The 15,591-nt window shown below is 51.2% G+C and carries 11 protein-coding genes and 1 tRNA gene; 6 read left to right on the forward strand and 6 right to left on the reverse strand.

Features of this window, described 5'->3' with window-relative positions; all coding sequences use genetic code 11:
* Positions 1-14: 14 nt before the first annotated feature.
* Both ACN4EK_RS18805 and miaA read right to left on the reverse strand, forming a co-directional pair.
* Complete coding sequence (locus ACN4EK_RS18805) at positions 15-1,103, reverse strand: hypothetical protein (protein WP_431659660.1); 1,089 nt, start codon at positions 1,101-1,103, stop codon at positions 15-17.
* A 341-nt stretch (positions 1,104-1,444) separates the two neighbouring features.
* The gene (gene miaA / locus ACN4EK_RS18810; RefSeq protein ID WP_431659662.1) at positions 1,445-2,497 is read right to left on the reverse strand and encodes a tRNA (adenosine(37)-N6)-dimethylallyltransferase MiaA; all 1,053 of its coding nucleotides are present in this window, start codon (positions 2,495-2,497) and stop codon (positions 1,445-1,447) included.
* A 152-nt stretch (positions 2,498-2,649) separates the two neighbouring features.
* Between miaA and gyrB the strand changes: the two genes are divergently transcribed.
* Positions 2,650-4,590 (forward strand): DNA topoisomerase (ATP-hydrolyzing) subunit B, encoded by a 1,941-nt coding sequence (gene gyrB / locus ACN4EK_RS18815; RefSeq protein WP_431659664.1) that lies wholly within the window; start codon positions 2,650-2,652, stop codon positions 4,588-4,590.
* 62 nt (positions 4,591-4,652) lie between these two features.
* Here gyrB and ACN4EK_RS18820 read toward each other — a convergent pair whose 3' ends face one another.
* Both ACN4EK_RS18820 and ACN4EK_RS18825 read right to left on the reverse strand, forming a co-directional pair.
* The gene (locus tag ACN4EK_RS18820) at positions 4,653-5,693 is read right to left on the reverse strand and encodes a sensor histidine kinase (protein ID WP_431659665.1); all 1,041 of its coding nucleotides are present in this window, start codon (positions 5,691-5,693) and stop codon (positions 4,653-4,655) included.
* A 67-nt stretch (positions 5,694-5,760) separates the two neighbouring features.
* Complete coding sequence (locus ACN4EK_RS18825) at positions 5,761-6,471, reverse strand: response regulator (protein ID WP_431659666.1); 711 nt, start codon at positions 6,469-6,471, stop codon at positions 5,761-5,763.
* Between the two features lie 166 nt (positions 6,472-6,637).
* Between ACN4EK_RS18825 and ACN4EK_RS18830 the strand changes: the two genes are divergently transcribed.
* From ACN4EK_RS18830 to ACN4EK_RS18845, 4 genes are all read left to right on the forward strand, one after another.
* A complete protein-coding gene (locus ACN4EK_RS18830) occupies positions 6,638-8,491 on the forward strand; it encodes a tetratricopeptide repeat protein (protein ID WP_431659667.1) in 1,854 nt (617 codons plus the stop codon).
* 59 nt (positions 8,492-8,550) lie between these two features.
* Positions 8,551-8,627 (forward strand) — tRNA-Met (locus ACN4EK_RS18835).
* A gap of 170 nt (positions 8,628-8,797) precedes the next feature.
* Positions 8,798-10,357, forward strand: a complete 1,560-nt coding sequence (locus ACN4EK_RS18840; protein WP_431659668.1) for a slr1306 family protein — start codon at positions 8,798-8,800, stop codon at positions 10,355-10,357.
* 16 nt (positions 10,358-10,373) lie between these two features.
* On the forward strand, positions 10,374-11,807 hold the full coding sequence (locus ACN4EK_RS18845; protein ID WP_431659669.1) for a DUF697 domain-containing protein: 1,434 nt from the start codon (positions 10,374-10,376) through the stop codon (positions 11,805-11,807).
* 363 nt (positions 11,808-12,170) lie between these two features.
* Here ACN4EK_RS18845 and ACN4EK_RS18850 read toward each other — a convergent pair whose 3' ends face one another.
* Complete coding sequence (locus tag ACN4EK_RS18850; protein WP_431659670.1) at positions 12,171-12,311, reverse strand: hypothetical protein; 141 nt, start codon at positions 12,309-12,311, stop codon at positions 12,171-12,173.
* Positions 12,312-12,518: 207 nt separating this feature from the next.
* Here ACN4EK_RS18850 and ACN4EK_RS18855 point away from each other — a divergent pair, with 207 nt between their 5' ends.
* On the forward strand, positions 12,519-14,312 hold the full coding sequence (locus tag ACN4EK_RS18855; RefSeq protein WP_431659671.1) for a cytochrome D1 domain-containing protein: 1,794 nt from the start codon (positions 12,519-12,521) through the stop codon (positions 14,310-14,312).
* A 179-nt stretch (positions 14,313-14,491) separates the two neighbouring features.
* Here the strand turns inward: ACN4EK_RS18855 and ACN4EK_RS18860 are convergent, their stop codons facing one another.
* On the reverse strand, positions 14,492-15,586 hold the full coding sequence (locus tag ACN4EK_RS18860; RefSeq protein ID WP_431659672.1) for a Gfo/Idh/MocA family oxidoreductase: 1,095 nt from the start codon (positions 15,584-15,586) through the stop codon (positions 14,492-14,494).
* Positions 15,587-15,591 lie beyond the last annotated feature (5 nt).

Consider the following 15,591-nt stretch of genomic DNA (forward strand, 5'->3'; position numbering starts at 1 on the left):
CTCCCCATCTCCCCCTACGTCTGAATTCCCTGTTCCGCCCGATCGACCAGTTGCTTAGCGCGATCCCAAATTGCCCACAGGGTAAATTTGAGGGAAATTTTGCTGCCATTTAAATACGTCGTCACCTGATATTTTTCAGTTAGCGTCTGCCCATCTACCCGGGAAACGGGGAAGAGTTGATCGTAAGAGTCGCTGCCTCGTAGCCATTCCACGTTATCTCGTTTGAATGCCTGGTATGCCTGCCAGATGGTAATCCCGAATTCGTAATCCCGTAAAGCTTCTGCCAGGTCAGCATACACAGCATGTTGAGCGCCTTTAGGTTGCTTTGCCATTTCTGCCAGGGTACTTTTCAGGGTTTGGACACGATCGACGTAGTCCTGGTAGTCGATGCCCACCTGTCCGATTCCTTGTCCGGCGGCGACTTGGGTGGGCAAATCTCGCAAATATTGGGCTGTTGTTTCAAAGGTTTCTAGAGTGGCTATTGCCTTTGACTCCACGGCAATGCGTTGTTGAATCGCCATCTGGTTACGGCGGTAAGTTGTCAGTTTTGCTTGGGACTGAGATGACACACTGCTGGCGGTGGGAATAGTTTTGAGTTGATCGATCGCCTGTTGCCACTTGCGATCGGCACTTTGCCAAACCGCCAGGGCATGGGGGGGGCGTTGGACTGTGACCGCCGCCTGCCAGGCTAAGGCTTGCGCCGATTCGAGTTGTGATACAGCCGTTTGTTCCGTTTGCAGGCGATCGTTAATGGCAGCATAGTTGGCTTGGTAGACAGCCAAGCGTTGCTGGGCTTGGGCATTCTCTGGGGCTGTGGCTGGAATCGCTTCTAAGGCACGAATGGCTTGTCGCCACTTGACTCGGGCTTTCTGCCAGGTTTCGGCTGGATGAGGTGGATTTTGCACCATCACTGCCGCTTCCCAGGCAAGCTCACGGGCTTTGGCTAACTGCTCACTGGATGCCACTGGCAAGTCAGATTCTGCTTCATCGTGGGATATATCGCTTTGGCGAGAATTAGCCGGTAATAGTAATGGATTGATGGAACATCCTGCCAGGAAAAGCGCAGGAATGCTAGCAGCCACTACAAACGGTACATGTTTCATCTTGGGATTAGGGTGCAGAACTGACAGAACAATGTACTGACCATTCAGTGTTTCAGTGTTTTGCTTTTCAGATCAGGAATTCCCTGCTCGATCGCCTATTGTAGAAGCCCAATCCTGAACAGCGCATTCAACCTAAGAGTTAGGGATCTAGCAAAGTCTATATTTCGCTACTCTAGATTTTTTATGCCATCACGGATAGACACTTCACAGAATCTATTTGTAACTACAGATTAATTCTGTATTTTCTCTGTTGCAAAATAATTCTGAAGGATGGAGTTTGCAGTAGGTTTAGCAGAGAAAGTCGATCTGGATTGGAGCAAGGGTAGCTTAGGAATTCTCCATCAAATGAATAGATTGTTCTGTTGCAGAAATAATTGAATGTGCTGCCAAACTATCTCCAATAAATCCGGGCGATCGCAATCAAACCAGGCGATTTCTGGATCGGCATGGAACCAGGTCCGCTGACGTTTGGCAAACTGGCGAGTATGCAGAACAGTGAGTTCTTGGGCTTTCGCGAGGGAAAGATCTCCTGCCAAATATTGCTTAAATTCGGCATATCCTAACGTGTTCAATAAAGGTAAATCCCAACCATATTTTTGGCAGAGAGATTCTACCTCAGTCACGAAGCCTGCGGCTATCATCTGGGCGGTACGGGAGGCTATGCGGGAACGGAGGTCATCAGGATGCTGGCAATCTAAGCCAATTTGCAGAATTGGGTAACTGGGGGGCTGTTCGCCCTGTTGGGCTGACATCGGAATGCCCGTTGTATAGAACACCTCCAATGCCCGTAAGGTGCGAGTTTGGTCGTGGGGATGAATGCGGCTGGCTGCAATCGGATCAACCTGCTGAAGACAGGCATAGCCATAGGGCTGACCCAGGGCTTGCAACTGCGATCGCAATTCTGGTTGAGGTGGCACTCGGGGTATTTTCATCCCTTTGACGATCGACTTAATGTATAAACCAGTTCCCCCTACCAGCAGTAGCGGAGCCGCCATATCAGTCTTTAAGGCAATCCGAACCTGACTTGTCTCCTCCCGATCTCCCTCATCCTCCCCATCTTCCTTATCCTCCCCATCTTCCTTATCCTCCCTACTCCCCTCAATCAATGCCTGTGCCTGCTGCTGATACTCCGCTACGGTCAAATTTTCGGTCGGATCACAAATATCAATTAGATAATGGGGGACGGTTTGCTGCTCTGCCAGAGTCGGTTTAGCGGTGCCAATGTTAAATTCTCGATAGATTTGGCGCGAATCGGCACTAAGAATGGCAGAATTCAACCGCTCTGCTACCGCGATCGCCAGCTTGGTCTTCCCAGTTGCCGTTGCTCCGCAGATGACAATCAAGCCTGGTACAAATGTATTGTGATTGGTTATACTAGAAGTAGACGTTGACATTCGAGAGCATCCGTGATCCATCCCCTGTTTAAATCCGATAGGAGAGGGTACTAAAATCGCTTATAAGCCATTTGTGTTAGAATTTTGGACAGTTTTGGTCTTTTGGCTCTCAAGGCAGGTTTAGACCGTTTTACTGGTTGGAGCGCTAATTCATGACAAGCAACTACGGTGCCGAGCAGATTCAAGTCCTGGAGGGCATTGAGCACGTTCGTAAGCGTCCGGGGATGTACATTGGCAGCACCGGACCCAGAGGGCTTCACCATCTAGTGTACGAGGTTGTGGACAACTCGGTTGATGAAGCACTGGCAGGATACTGCAAGAATATTCAGATTACCTTAAACCCCGATCACTCGGTCACTGTAGTTGATGATGGTCGTGGTATTCCTACGGACATCCATCCCCGCACGGGCAAATCAGCCCTGGAAACTGTGCTAACGGTGTTAGGAGCCGGGGGAAAATTTGGAGAAGGTGGCGGTTATAAAGTTTCTGGGGGACTACACGGGGTCGGGGTATCGGTTGTGAATGCCCTATCGGAATGGGTGGAAGCCACCGTTTGGCGAGATAAGCAGGTCTATCTGCAACGGTTTGAGCGGGGAGTGCCCAAAACTGATTTACAGGCAGAACCCACTGCGACTAACCGGACTGGCACATCTATCACCTTTCAGCCTGATCCCACTATCTTTACTACGGGGACGGTCTTTGACTATGCCACGTTGGCAGGTCGCTTGCGGGAACTGGCGTTCTTGAATGGTGGGGTAAAAATTACCTTCACGGATAACCGCCCGGAGTTTTTCAAACAGGGTGAACCCCATGTAGATGTGTATTACTACGAGGGGGGCATTCGGGAATATGTTGCCTACATGAATAGTGATAAGCAAGCTCTGAATGAAGAGGTGATCTACATTCAGGGTGAGCGTAACAATGTGCAGGTGGAAGTGGCATTGCAATGGTGTACCGATGCCTACACAGACAATCTATTAGGTTTTGCCAATAATATTCGGACGATCGATGGTGGAACGCACTTAGAAGGCTTGAAAGCGGTGCTGACTCGTACCATGAATGCGATCGCCCGCAAGCGCAACAAGCTGAAGGAAGGGGACTCAAATCTAGCTGGGGAAAACATCCGAGAAGGCTTGACGGGTGTAATTTCGGTGAAAGTACCCGACCCTGAATTTGAAGGGCAAACCAAAACCAAACTGGGCAATACTGAAGTGCGCGGCATTGTCGATTCGTTGGTGGGTGAGGTATTGACGGAATATCTCGATTTCCGACCTGGGGTTGCAGATGCGGTGTTGGATAAGGCGATCGAAGCTTTTAAAGCAGCAGAAGCGGCTCGGAAAGCGCGAGAACTGGTACGCCGCAAATCGGTATTGGAGTCCTCTACACTCCCCGGTAAGCTGGCGGATTGTAGTTCCAGAGATCCGGCGGAGTCAGAAATCTTCATTGTGGAAGGGGATTCCGCCGGTGGGTCTGCTAAACAAGGACGCGATCGGCGCTTCCAGGCTATCCTGCCGTTGCGCGGGAAGATTCTCAATATTGAAAAAACTGACGATGCCAAAATCTACAAAAATACTGAAATCCAGTCCTTGATCACGGCACTGGGGTTGGGAATCAAAGGGGAAGAATTTGATGCTTCGCAACTGCGCTACCACCGGATTTGTCTGATGACCGATGCGGACGTGGATGGTGCCCATATTCGGACTCTGTTACTGACCTTCTTCTATCGCTATCAACGATCGTTAGTGGATCAGGGTTATGTCTATATCGCTTGCCCACCCCTATACAAGATCGAGCGCGGACGAAATCACTTCTACTGCTACAGCGATCGCGAACGGGATCAGCTCGTTGCCACTTTCCCCGAAAATGCGAAATATGAGATTCAACGCTTCAAAGGGTTAGGGGAAATGATGCCTGCCCAACTCTGGGAAACCACGATGAATCCTGAAACTCGGACGCTGAAGCGGGTGGAAATTGAAGATGCGGCAGAAGCCGATCGGGTCTTCACTGTATTGATGGGCGATCGGGTGGCTCCTCGGCGGGAATTCATTGAAACCTATGGCCCGAAACTGAATTTGACCGATTTGGATATTTAAAGATGATTGACCGAATGCCAGACCCCGACAATTTGGAGGAATAAATTTTTCTGGAAATGACCTTAAGCGAGGGGTAACGAAAACCGGAAGGTGCTACCGCGTCCTACCTGACTTTCTACCTCGATCGTGCCCCCTTGCAGTTCTACCAGACGGCGAGAGATCGCTAAGCCAATTCCGGTGCCCCCCGATTGCCGATCGCGCGATCGATCGGCTCGCCAGAAGCGTTCAAAAATATGCGGCAGTTCTTCCGGAGCGATGCCCTGTCCGGTATCCGTGACGGCAATCCAAAGTTTACCGAATTCACTCCAGGCAGAAATGGTAATAGAACCTGCCTGGGTATACCGCAGGGCGTTTCCGACCAAATTGACTAATATTTGTTCAACTCGCTCTGGGTCTGCCAGCACAGGCGGCAAATCTGCCAGACAATTTAGTCTTAAAGCGGGACCGTCTTCGAGCAGTTGATCCGAAAACTTTTGGACTAACGCTGTCAGTAGGGGAAATATTTCTAAGCGTTGGGCGCGAATGGGTAGGTAGCCAGCTTCAGCTTGCGATAACTCTTGCAAGTCATTCACCAATCGCCGTAACCGAGCCGTTTCTTTGGCAAGGCGGTGATAAATATCCACTGATGGCTCGATCGTGCCATCAGCTAACCCTTCCAGATATCCCTGAACTACCGTCAGTGGTGTTCTTAACTCATGGGTTAAGTCCCCAATTAATTCCCGCCGTCGCTGCTCCACGCCTTCTAGGGTTGTCGCCATCTGGTTAAAACTGAGGGCAAGTTGATTTAACTCCGGGATATCGCTATTGGGTAAGCGTTCCTGTAAATGCCCAGCTGCTACCTTTTGAGTCACCCGTTCAATTTGGACGAGGGGTTTAGTGATCCGTTTGGATACCAGATAACTCAACCCTCCGGCGGCAGAAGCACCCACCGCCACCGACCAGATGGCTCCCCGGCTCCAGGCGGATTCAAACCCCTCCACTAAACGCTGCCGCACTAGAAACAGATTGAAGCCACTAAATTCCATTTGCTGCAAATGCAGCACAAAAAAGCGGGGCGAGTAGAGTTTGCCAACAATCACCAGCGTACTTAATCCCACTACCATGACGGTTAGGTGAGAGAGAAATAGGCGGCCTCGAAGTCCTAGTTTTCCCATCAGCGATCGCTAGCCCCTATGTGGGTGAATCTTCAAATTTGTAACCGACCCCAATCACTGTTTTAACGAATGTGGGGTTGGCTGGATCAGGTTCAATCTTTTTCCGGAGCCGCGCAATGTGCGTATCCACCACCCGTTCATCGCCAAAAAAGTTGTCGCCCCAGAGTTTATCGATCAGTTGTGCCCGGTTCCAGACTCGACCGGGATAGCTCATAAAAGTTGCCAGGAGATCAAATTCCAGGGTTGTCAGATCCAAGGGTTCCATTGACTCGGAATCGTCCTCACACCGTTGCGCCGATCGCTGATCTAAATCAATTAAAAAGTGTTGCGTTCGGTATGTTTGAGTTTGCCCACCCTGGCGTAAGGTGCGCCGGAGCAATGCTCGTACCCGCGCCACTAACTCCTTGGGACTGAAGGGTTTGACCATGTAATCATCGGCTCCGGTAGACAGACCAATGATGCGATCGATCTCTTCTCCTCGCGCCGTCAACATCAAAATAAATGGATCCTTAATCCCAGGCTTTTGGCGAATCCGGGCACAGACTTCCAGCCCATCCAAACCGGGAATCATCAAATCCAGAATAATCAGATCGGGCTTCTGCTCCTGAAATACCTGCAAGGCGGTAATCCCATCCCGACAAATCCGGCAGGCAAAGCCTTCTTTCTCCAAATAAAGCTGAATGAGCTGGGCAATTTCGGCTTCGTCTTCAACAATCAGAATTTCCATATCAACCTAGCGTTAATCCGTCAGTGACTCATTCATAGGTAGCAAGCATTTTTCTCTACCTATGCTATTTACTGATCGTCCCTATCATAGCGGCGACTTTTCTCCCCCGATGACCATCTCAATTCTAAAGACTAGGATGGTAGCAATAGATTCAGTTAACTGCTTTATGGAACCCGTGGCACAGCAGGAAGGTTTGCAACGGATTGCCCAACGACTTCAGGAAGATTTGCGACTACTGCTCATTCCTGTCCCCGTTCAGATCCAGTGTGTGCTGAAACAGGGCAGTTTGATGGTGTTGGGGCAGCATCCCGCCGGAACGACCCTTGATCCGGCACAAGTGTTTGGCAAGCTAGAGCAATCGATCGCGACATTACCCTCTGAGTTGACGATCGGGTTGTATGACACCGCACCGCCATCAGTCATTCCCACCAAGTTGTACTTGCGGGTATTGGGGCAGAAGCAACCCTATACCTTTCATACGTTTGACTTTGTGCCTAAACTGCCAAGACCTCAGTCTGTAGAAATCCCAGATTTGGCATGGCATGAACCCAGTTTTGTTGACTCTCTGGTGGACGATGAGGTCAGGGAGCAAAGCGATTTCAATGACCTGCATTCTCGCCAATCCCACGATCCCGATCGGTTTGAGGATGAGAGTAGCCTGGTCTATTCCAGCGATTCTGGTGACATGGATAGGGCTGATCCCCTGGGATGGACACCGACTACCGACATCTCAACCCAGACTAGGACTCGATCGCGTTCCTCTAAATCTTTTCCCTGGCTGATCGTGGCAGGTGGTTTGGGGGCAGTAGTGATGGCAGGAGCCGGATTTCTGCTCAGTCGTCCCTGCGTGATCGGAGCCTGCGAACCGCTACAAACGGCGCAACAGACGAGTCAGCAGGCGGCTGAACTGGCAAAAACCGCTAAATCTCCCGCCGAATTGGCACCCCTTCAGCAGCAGTTAGTGGCAGCCCAGCGATCGCTCGACCAGATTCCCTCCTGGTCAGGACACTACGCGACAGCTCAAGCCCTGCGGCAAAGTTTGGAGCAAGTGACCACCGCCGAGCAGCAGGTGGAAACCGCTCAACAAAAGATGCAAACGGTGCCCCAGCCGATGAGTGAATGGCAGGCAACCCAAGCCCTCTGGGAACAGGCGATCGCGCAGATGCAGGCGATTCCTCCCGAAAGTGCGCTCCATGCCTTTGCCCAAGAACGACTGGCGGACTATCAGCAACGTTTAGCCGCAACCAATCAGCTAATGGCAATGGAGCAAACAGCGCAGAAACAACTACAAACCGCCAAGGATACCGCCCAGGTGGCAGAAGCGCGGCAGGGCATTGCTCAAGAGCTTTCAGATTGGCAACTGGTGCAATCCACCTGGCAGGTAGCAATCAATGCTTTGAAACAAGTGCCGCAGATGACCACCAGTTATGCCGCCGCGCAACAGTTGCAGCCGAACTATCAAGCCAAACTGGCTGCCGCTCGATCGCGATCGGGGCAGGAACAACTGGCGAAACGCTCCTATGCTCAGGCGGTGAACCTCGCGAATCAGGCAACGGCGAGACAGAAGCAAAACCAATGGTCACAAGCGTTGGTCAGTTGGCGACAGGCGATCGCGGCGGCGAAGCGTGTACCGACGGATACTGCCCAATATGCCGAAGCCCAAAATTTAGTCACAAGCTACACCACGTCCTTACAGCAGGCAGAAAACTTGGTGCGAGTCCGCACAGATCTGGAAAAAGCTTGTGCTGCCATTACACCTCGCATCTGTAACTATCGGATCACCAACGATCTGATTCGAGTCACGTTGACCCAAACCTATCAGCGCACTCTCATGGCAAAGGGCTATGTCAGTTACTCAGAAGGCGATTATGACACGATGCAGGGTATTCGTCGTCACTTAAAGACCTTAGAGAATGCGCTACAGATCATCTCGGATAATGCTGGTTTGCCAGTCGAGGTTTATGCCGCCGGTGGCTCGGAATTGATCGGCTCTTTTAGCCCCGGCGGATCGAATAACTAAAAAAGTTGGGAAATGGGGTTGCCAGTTTCAAGACCTTGTTGTTATGATTGATAAGCCGACGCGGGGTAGAGCAGTCTGGTAGCTCGTCGGGCTCATAACCCGAAGGTCCATGGTTCAAATCCATGCCCCGCCACCAAATAACACTTAGTAAACCCTGTTCCGCAGAATGTGTAACAGGGTTTAACTTTATGTTGATCCGATCGCCAGTCTCCCGCATCCACCGTTACAATCCTGAATACCAGGAGCTTCACTCCCCTGGCACATCTAATATTTTGTAAATCGAAGGAATTCTCTGGGTTAAATCCTATGATGACAAAACTACAACAACCCCTCCTGGTGGGTGGCGTGGCTCTGGTAATGGGGGTCTGGTTTCTCAGTGCCCTGGAACACGCGATCGGGGAGTGGAGTGTGTATGGGCTATTTCTAGCTGCGATCGGGGTCGGGGTCTGGTGGTTACGCCAACCTGTGATTACTCCGGCTAGAACACGTCCGGCTCCCAGTCAGATTGATACCAGTCTGGTCGAACGGGAGATCACCCTTGCCCGTCAGGTGATTAGCCAACTGGCAACGGAGGCAGATACCCCAGAAGCGGCTGGCTCTCTGGCGCAGGCTCAAGTGTCTCTGTTACAAGAGCGGTTGACTCAATTAGGAACGGAACTCCAACGAGACGATCTGCGCTTTATGGTCATGGGTGGCAAAGGTTCAGGGAAAACGACCCTGATTCACCTGCTGCAAGCGACCTGGGTGGAGCAAACGGGGAAATCGATCGATTTGTATGAAGCCCCCAGTTTTTCGGTGACAACGGCGACTGGGTTGACGGCAGATACGATCGCCATGCAGCAAGCCACGATCGCAGATTTGATGATTTTCCTGGTGACAGGAGATATTACCGAGTCAGAGTACCAAACCCTGAAACAATTGGCAGAGCGCAAGCGGTTGATGCTGGCGTTTAACAAACAGGATTTGTATTTGCCAGAGGAACGCCAAACGATTTTCACGCGCTTGCAGGAACGGGGGCAGACGGTATTACCAAGTGCGGACGTGGTGGCGATCGCGACGGCTCCCAATCCCTTGAAAGTCCGGCAACATCAGGCTGATGGTGAAATTCAGGAATGGTTAGAAGATCAGGCTCCTGATATTGCATCCCTGACGCAACGGTTGGATCAGATCGTGCAACAGGAAAGTCAGCAGTTGGTGTTAGCCAGTTGCTTTGATCAAGCGATGGCTCTAAAACAGCAGGCAAACTCGGCATTAAATGATCTCCGTCGTGCCCAAGCCTTGCCGATGATTGAACAGTTTCAGTGGGTGTCGGCGGCAACGGCGTTTGCCAGCCCTCTGCCCACCCTGGATGTGTTAGCGACGGCAGCAATCAATGGTCAAATGATTCTCGATTTGGGCAACCTGTATCAGCAGAAATTCTCCCTTCAGCAAGCCCAAAAAGCCGCAGCAACGCTGGGCAGTTTAATGCTGAAGTTGGGCTTGGTGGAACTGTCTACTCGGGCGATCGCGGGTCTGCTCAAAACGAATGCTGTCACCTATGTGGCGGGGGGCTGCATTCAGGGGATTAGTGCTGCTTACCTGACTCGGGTTGCCGGACTGACCTTAGTGGAATACTTCCATGCCCAGGAGCCCAATTTAACGGCGGCTGAAGCCAAACCATTCGCGATCGATCGACTGAGCCAGATTTTGCAAACCGTCTTCCGCCAGAATCAACAACCGTCCTTACTGCAAGTGTTTATTGGTCAAGCCAGCGATCGCTTGCTGCCGAAATTAGCGGCGAGTTCTGGTAGCTTAGGGGTGGAATCCGCCTCCTTGACTGGACAAACTGCCAGCATTCTAGAGCAGAATGGAGCTAGTAGCTGTTGATTGATGCATAGGCTTCATGCAACCTCTGTTTCCTACACCTGAGACTGCTTCCCGATCGGCTGATGGAGCTGATCGGGAAGTGTCGTATCTGGTACAGGCGCGTGCCAGTGTGCGGCAAGTGCTGAACCGCTATACTCCTTATTTACGAGCGGCTCGGACTCGTCCGATGAATTTAACGCTCCAATCTACGCTGAAAGCCGAGATGGATCGGTTGTCAGTGACGTTGAATAAGCTGGAGCAGGGAATTGTGCGGATTGCCGTCTTTGGACTGGTTAGCCGGGGCAAGTCGGCAGTATTGAATGCCCTCATGGGAGAGAAGGTGCTGCCCACCGGACCACTGAATGGGGTAACACTGGAGCCGCGATCGGTGTCCTGGACACTCCATTCGGATTGGCTACCAGACACGCCGATCGAATTGATCGATACACCGGGACTGGATGAAATTGATGGTCAGACGCGGGCAGACATGGCGCGAGAGGTGTCGCGGCAAGCGGATCTAATTTTGTTTGTGGTGGCAGGGGATATTACCCGGACGGAATATCAAGCGTTATGTGACCTGCGACTGGCGCAAAAACCATTGTTGTTAGTGTTTAACAAAATTGATCTGTATCCCGATCAAACCCGCCAGGAAATTTACCAGAGTCTACAACGGCTAGCCGCCAGAACTCAGGAGGGTGAGGAACTACAACAACTGCTATCCGCTAATGAAATTGTTTTGGTGGCGGCGGAACCTGCCCCCCTGCAAGTGCGAGTGGAGTTGCCGGATGGTCAGGTGCGTTATGAATGGGAAGCTCCACCGATGCAGATTGATCCGTTGCAGCAAAAGATTGCGGCAATTCTGGAGCGGGAAGGTCGCACGTTAATGTCTCTGAATGCGCTGGTACAGGCAAAGGAAGCAGAAGAACTGTTAACCAGCCGAATTCTGGAATTGCGTCAGCCGGAAGCCGAAGCCTTGATTCAACGCTTTGTCACCTATAAGGCGCTGGCGGTGGCATTAAACCCGATTGCGATTCTGGATGTGTTTGGTGGTTTTGTCTCTGACCTGGCGATGATTCGTGCCCTCTCGGAACTGTATGGGTTGCCCGTGACTCGCCATGAAGCGGCACAACTTTGGAAAACGATTTTACTCAGTTCTGGTGGGCTGTTACTCACTGAGATTGGCAGTGGACTGATGTTTGGCATTGGCAAAACGGCAACGGCGGCTGCCGCCGGAGTTGATAGTTCGGCAGGGATTTCAGCCTACCTGGGAGCCGCGATCGCTCAGGGGGCGATCGCCGGATTTGGCACCTATTCCGTCGGTCGAGCCATTCAGGTTTATCTGGAACAGGGCTGTAGTTGGGGATCCCAGGGAGCCAGTACCGTGATTCAGGAAATTCTCAGCCAGCTTGATTCCCAAACAATCATCTACCGGTTGCGGCAGGAATTAAGTCAACAGCTCGGCATGTTTTAACGATATGTTTTAATGATGTCAAGTTCTTGTGATATCACAGTCATAGGGCTGTCAAATCAACTTTGTATGGTAAGAGCGTCCTACCACAAGGTGTTTAGCCATGCTTCCCATTCCCTTTGCAGCACTGATTGTAGGCTTGTTAGTTTTCTCCGGTTTTCTAACGGTGAGCTACCTGTTTCCCAGTAAACGGTAAATCGAATGGCTCTCGTGTCTTCTAAGCAGACCTGCGCTTCAACCCAGTTCACTGCGACCCGGAATCTAAGCTATCGTCAAGAGTGATGGTTGGATGATTTACCTGATGCATCAATGAATCCCCCTGAAATTCAGTCGTTTCAGGGGGACAGGTGTTTAAATGCTGAAAATTTAGCCTAATACATAGGCGGAGCGGAGCGCCCAAATAATCAAAACTCCAATGCTGCCGAGAATCAGAATTGATGAAACCACGATCGCCGCTGGGCTGTCTGCCCCGTCGAACTTCATAATGCCACGATTCAGGTCTGTCATGGTCTATGCTTCTCCCGTTTCAGGTGCTTCCGCTTCCAATTTTAGCTAGACTGATGGCAATTTCCAGTCCTCTGTAAAGTTTCTGTTACAGCTTTAATAAGCTGAACTGATCAATCGCTGGTTCTGATCCATTAGAGATAACTTTTTTGCGCCGATCTGAAATTTCTCGGCTATCGTGGCTCAGGTGTGATCTAGTGAGATTGCGATATGGCGCAGTCAAGTTTGTTACAGCTAGCCAGAGCTGGAAATGCGGATGCGATCGCGGCGTTGATGAATGCGAGTTTGCAGGCGATCGGAGTGTCGGCACGAGCCGTATTGCGGGATGGCAATTTGCACATTCTGTTGGAATCCGATCGCATGTTGGCGCAACTGCCCTCGATTCAGTTCATCCAACGGGGGATTAGTCGGTTAGGGATTGGTTGGGTTTCCTCGGCGATCGTTTATGGTCGTTTGGTGGGACAGAGTTCACCGATTTGGGTACAACGGATCGATTTGCGGACGACTCCTCTAGTGAATCCGTTCTTTCTAGAACCTGATGTGGAACTGGAAGCCGCGACTCCGCCCTCGATCGGTCGGCGGTTACGGCAATGGCATCTGCCTCGGCTAGAGCAGTTATCTCGACCCGAAAACGTCAAGCTGTTGCATCTGTTCTTGCTGGGTGTACCGTTATTTGTGCTGTTTAGTACGTCCTATATTTGGAGTCGCTATGTCGCTGGGAACGGCGGTTTAGCTCCTACCAGTCAAACCCAGTCGGCAAGTCAGACAAAACCAGGGACTCGATCGCAGGCTGATGGGTTTAACCAGGCGATGCAGCAAGCTACGATCGCCGTAAATTTAGGCAAAACGGCGGCGACTCCGGCAGAGTGGAATGCGGCGATCGATCAATGGCAACAGGCGATTAAGACGTTACAAGCCATGCCAGCCAACCATCCTCGTGCTGCGATCGTGCCACAGAAAGTCGCAGAGTACCGCAACTATATTGCAGAGATTGCGCGAAATTATCTCAGTACAACGGGCTTAACGCCGGTAACAACGATTACTGGCGGGCTGACACCAAAGTCTGTAGTGTTTTCTGGCAAGGATTTATTCTTTGCCCAGAACATGATGTATAGCCACACGATCAATGTCTATAATCGCCAATTTAATCTGGTCAAAACAATCTCTGATCGGGTGACATTGGCAGACTATGGCTATCCGCAGTTCCCAGGCACCCAACAGGGGTCGCCAGTGGAAGCTGCCTTTAGTCCGGATGGTAGCGATGCCTGGGTATCTAACTACCAGATGTATGGAGCTACCTTTAGCAGTAATGCCGATGATGATTGCAGCCCTTCGGGCAACCATAACCCCAGCTTCCTGTACCGGATTGGCACCAAAAATCTGAACATCGATCGCGTCGTCCAGGTTGGGGCAGTGCCGAAGTATGTTGCAACGACTCCCAATAGCCGCTATGTCCTGGCAAGTAACTGGTGTAGTTGGGATGTCAGTGTGGTAGACCCCCAGCAAAACAAAGAAATTCGGCGGATTCAGCTAGGGCCCTATCCCCGTGGCATTGTGGTGGATGCTAAATCGGAGAAGGCGTATGTTGCCATCATGGGTTCCTATGATATCGCGGTGATTCACCTAAAGGACTTTACGGTAGACTGGCTGCGAGGCGTTGGGCATTCTCCCCGCCATCTCAGTCTTGACCCATCTGGTCAATATCTCTATGCCACGCTAAATGGGGAAGGGCGAGTGGCTAAAATTGATTTGCATACGGGCAGCGTCGTCAACAAAATCGTGACGGGGAATGCGCCTCGGAGTATGGTGATATCGGATAACGGTCAATTCCTGTACGTGGTGAATTACGATTCCGATACAGTCAGTAAAGTCCGGACTCAGGACATGCAGGTGGTGCAAACGGTCAACACCAACTCTGCCCCGATCGGAATTACGTATGACTCCAAAACCCATCAAGTTTGGGTCGCCTGTTATTCCGGTAGCATCCAGGTCTTCCAGGATTAAGGGTTTAGGAGATTTCTGAGCAAAATATTCCCCCTGTAAAGGTTTAGCATTCGGCTGATTATCTCTGACCATTGTTAAAGACGGTTGACCGAATGCCAAATCCCTACAGTTTGGGGATAAATTCTTTGGGAAATGGTCTTAGAAGAACTGGATTCCTTCCCTGTACTACCGATCGATGGCTAGACTGCCATGGTGGGGGCTGCCATCAATCTGGCTTCCAGCTCTTTGGTTTGCCAGGCCTGACCATCGAGTGCCATTTGCTCGATTAAGCTAGCCAGCCGTAGGGCTTTCAGTGCCTGTTCTCCACCCACCGAAGGTTGATTGCCTCCCCGCACGCAACTAACGAAATGTTCCAATTCGGCATGGAGTGGCTCGATATTGCTGGTATAGACCTTCTCAATTAAGCCATCCTGCCGATACAGAACCTGTCCGTAGTCGGTCGAATAGTTAGCCGTGGTTTGGCGATGGATCAGGATTTCGTTATTGAGGAAATCGGCTTCTGTAAGGGAATTTTTGCAGTGAGCAGCAATCCGGCGAATTTTGCGGTGAGTTACCTTGCTGGAGGTGAGAGTGGCGACAATGCCATTGGCAAACCCCAGGGTGGCGGTGACGTAATCGAGATAGCCCGAACCGTGGGCGCGACTGCCACTTGCCGTGAGTTTGACCACAGGAGCGGCGGCCAGTTCCAGCAAGAGGTCAATGTCATGGATCATTAGATCCAACACGACAGAGACATCGTTTGCCCGATCGGAGTAAGGACTCATGCGATGCGCCTCTAACGCCAGCAACTCTTCGGTTTTCAAAACCTTACTGAGTTCCTGAAAGGCGGGATTAAAGCGTTCAATATGTCCGACCTGCAAAATACATTGCGATTCTGCTGCCGCATTGACTAGCGATTCGGCTTCGGCAATACTGGCGGCGATCGGTTTTTCGATTAAGACATGCACCCCTGCCTGCAAACAGGTCATGCCAACGGCATGATGTAAGCGGGTCGGGACGGCAACACACACCGCGTCTACATGAGTTAATAGATCCCGGTAGTCTTCAAAAAATCGAACTCGATATTTACTGGCTGTATCAATTCCCCGTTCCGCATTGACATCGGAAACACCGACCAACTCAACATCCTTAAGGAAGCTAAGGACGCGAGTATGGTGTTGTCCCATATTGCCCACACCGATCACCCCGACCCGGATGGGCTCTGGATGACTGCGTTGTATATGTGGACTGGGTAAATGCGCGTTAACATAGCCTGCTGACAAGCTGTCTTGCACTCCTG

This window comes from Pantanalinema rosaneae CENA516 (genome assembly GCF_050753385.1).
Taxonomy (GTDB): Bacteria; Cyanobacteriota; Cyanobacteriia; order Leptolyngbyales; family Leptolyngbyaceae; genus Pantanalinema; species Pantanalinema rosaneae.

Coding starts and splice junctions, on each gene's coding strand:
- ACN4EK_RS18805 (WP_431659660.1), bottom strand. CDS start 1,103: ATGAAACATGTACCGTTTGTAGTGGCTGCTAGCATTCCTGCGCTTTTC.
- miaA (WP_431659662.1), bottom strand. CDS start 2,497: ATGTCAACGTCTACTTCTAGTATAACCAATCACAATACATTTGTACCA.
- gyrB (WP_431659664.1), top strand. CDS start 2,650: ATGACAAGCAACTACGGTGCCGAGCAGATTCAAGTCCTGGAGGGCATT.
- ACN4EK_RS18820 (WP_431659665.1), bottom strand. CDS start 5,693: ATGGTAGTGGGATTAAGTACGCTGGTGATTGTTGGCAAACTCTACTCG.
- ACN4EK_RS18825 (WP_431659666.1), bottom strand. CDS start 6,471: ATGGAAATTCTGATTGTTGAAGACGAAGCCGAAATTGCCCAGCTCATT.
- ACN4EK_RS18830 (WP_431659667.1), top strand. CDS start 6,638: ATGGAACCCGTGGCACAGCAGGAAGGTTTGCAACGGATTGCCCAACGA.
- ACN4EK_RS18840 (WP_431659668.1), top strand. CDS start 8,798: ATGATGACAAAACTACAACAACCCCTCCTGGTGGGTGGCGTGGCTCTG.
- ACN4EK_RS18845 (WP_431659669.1), top strand. CDS start 10,374: ATGCAACCTCTGTTTCCTACACCTGAGACTGCTTCCCGATCGGCTGAT.
- ACN4EK_RS18850 (WP_431659670.1), bottom strand. CDS start 12,311: ATGACAGACCTGAATCGTGGCATTATGAAGTTCGACGGGGCAGACAGC.
- ACN4EK_RS18855 (WP_431659671.1), top strand. CDS start 12,519: ATGGCGCAGTCAAGTTTGTTACAGCTAGCCAGAGCTGGAAATGCGGAT.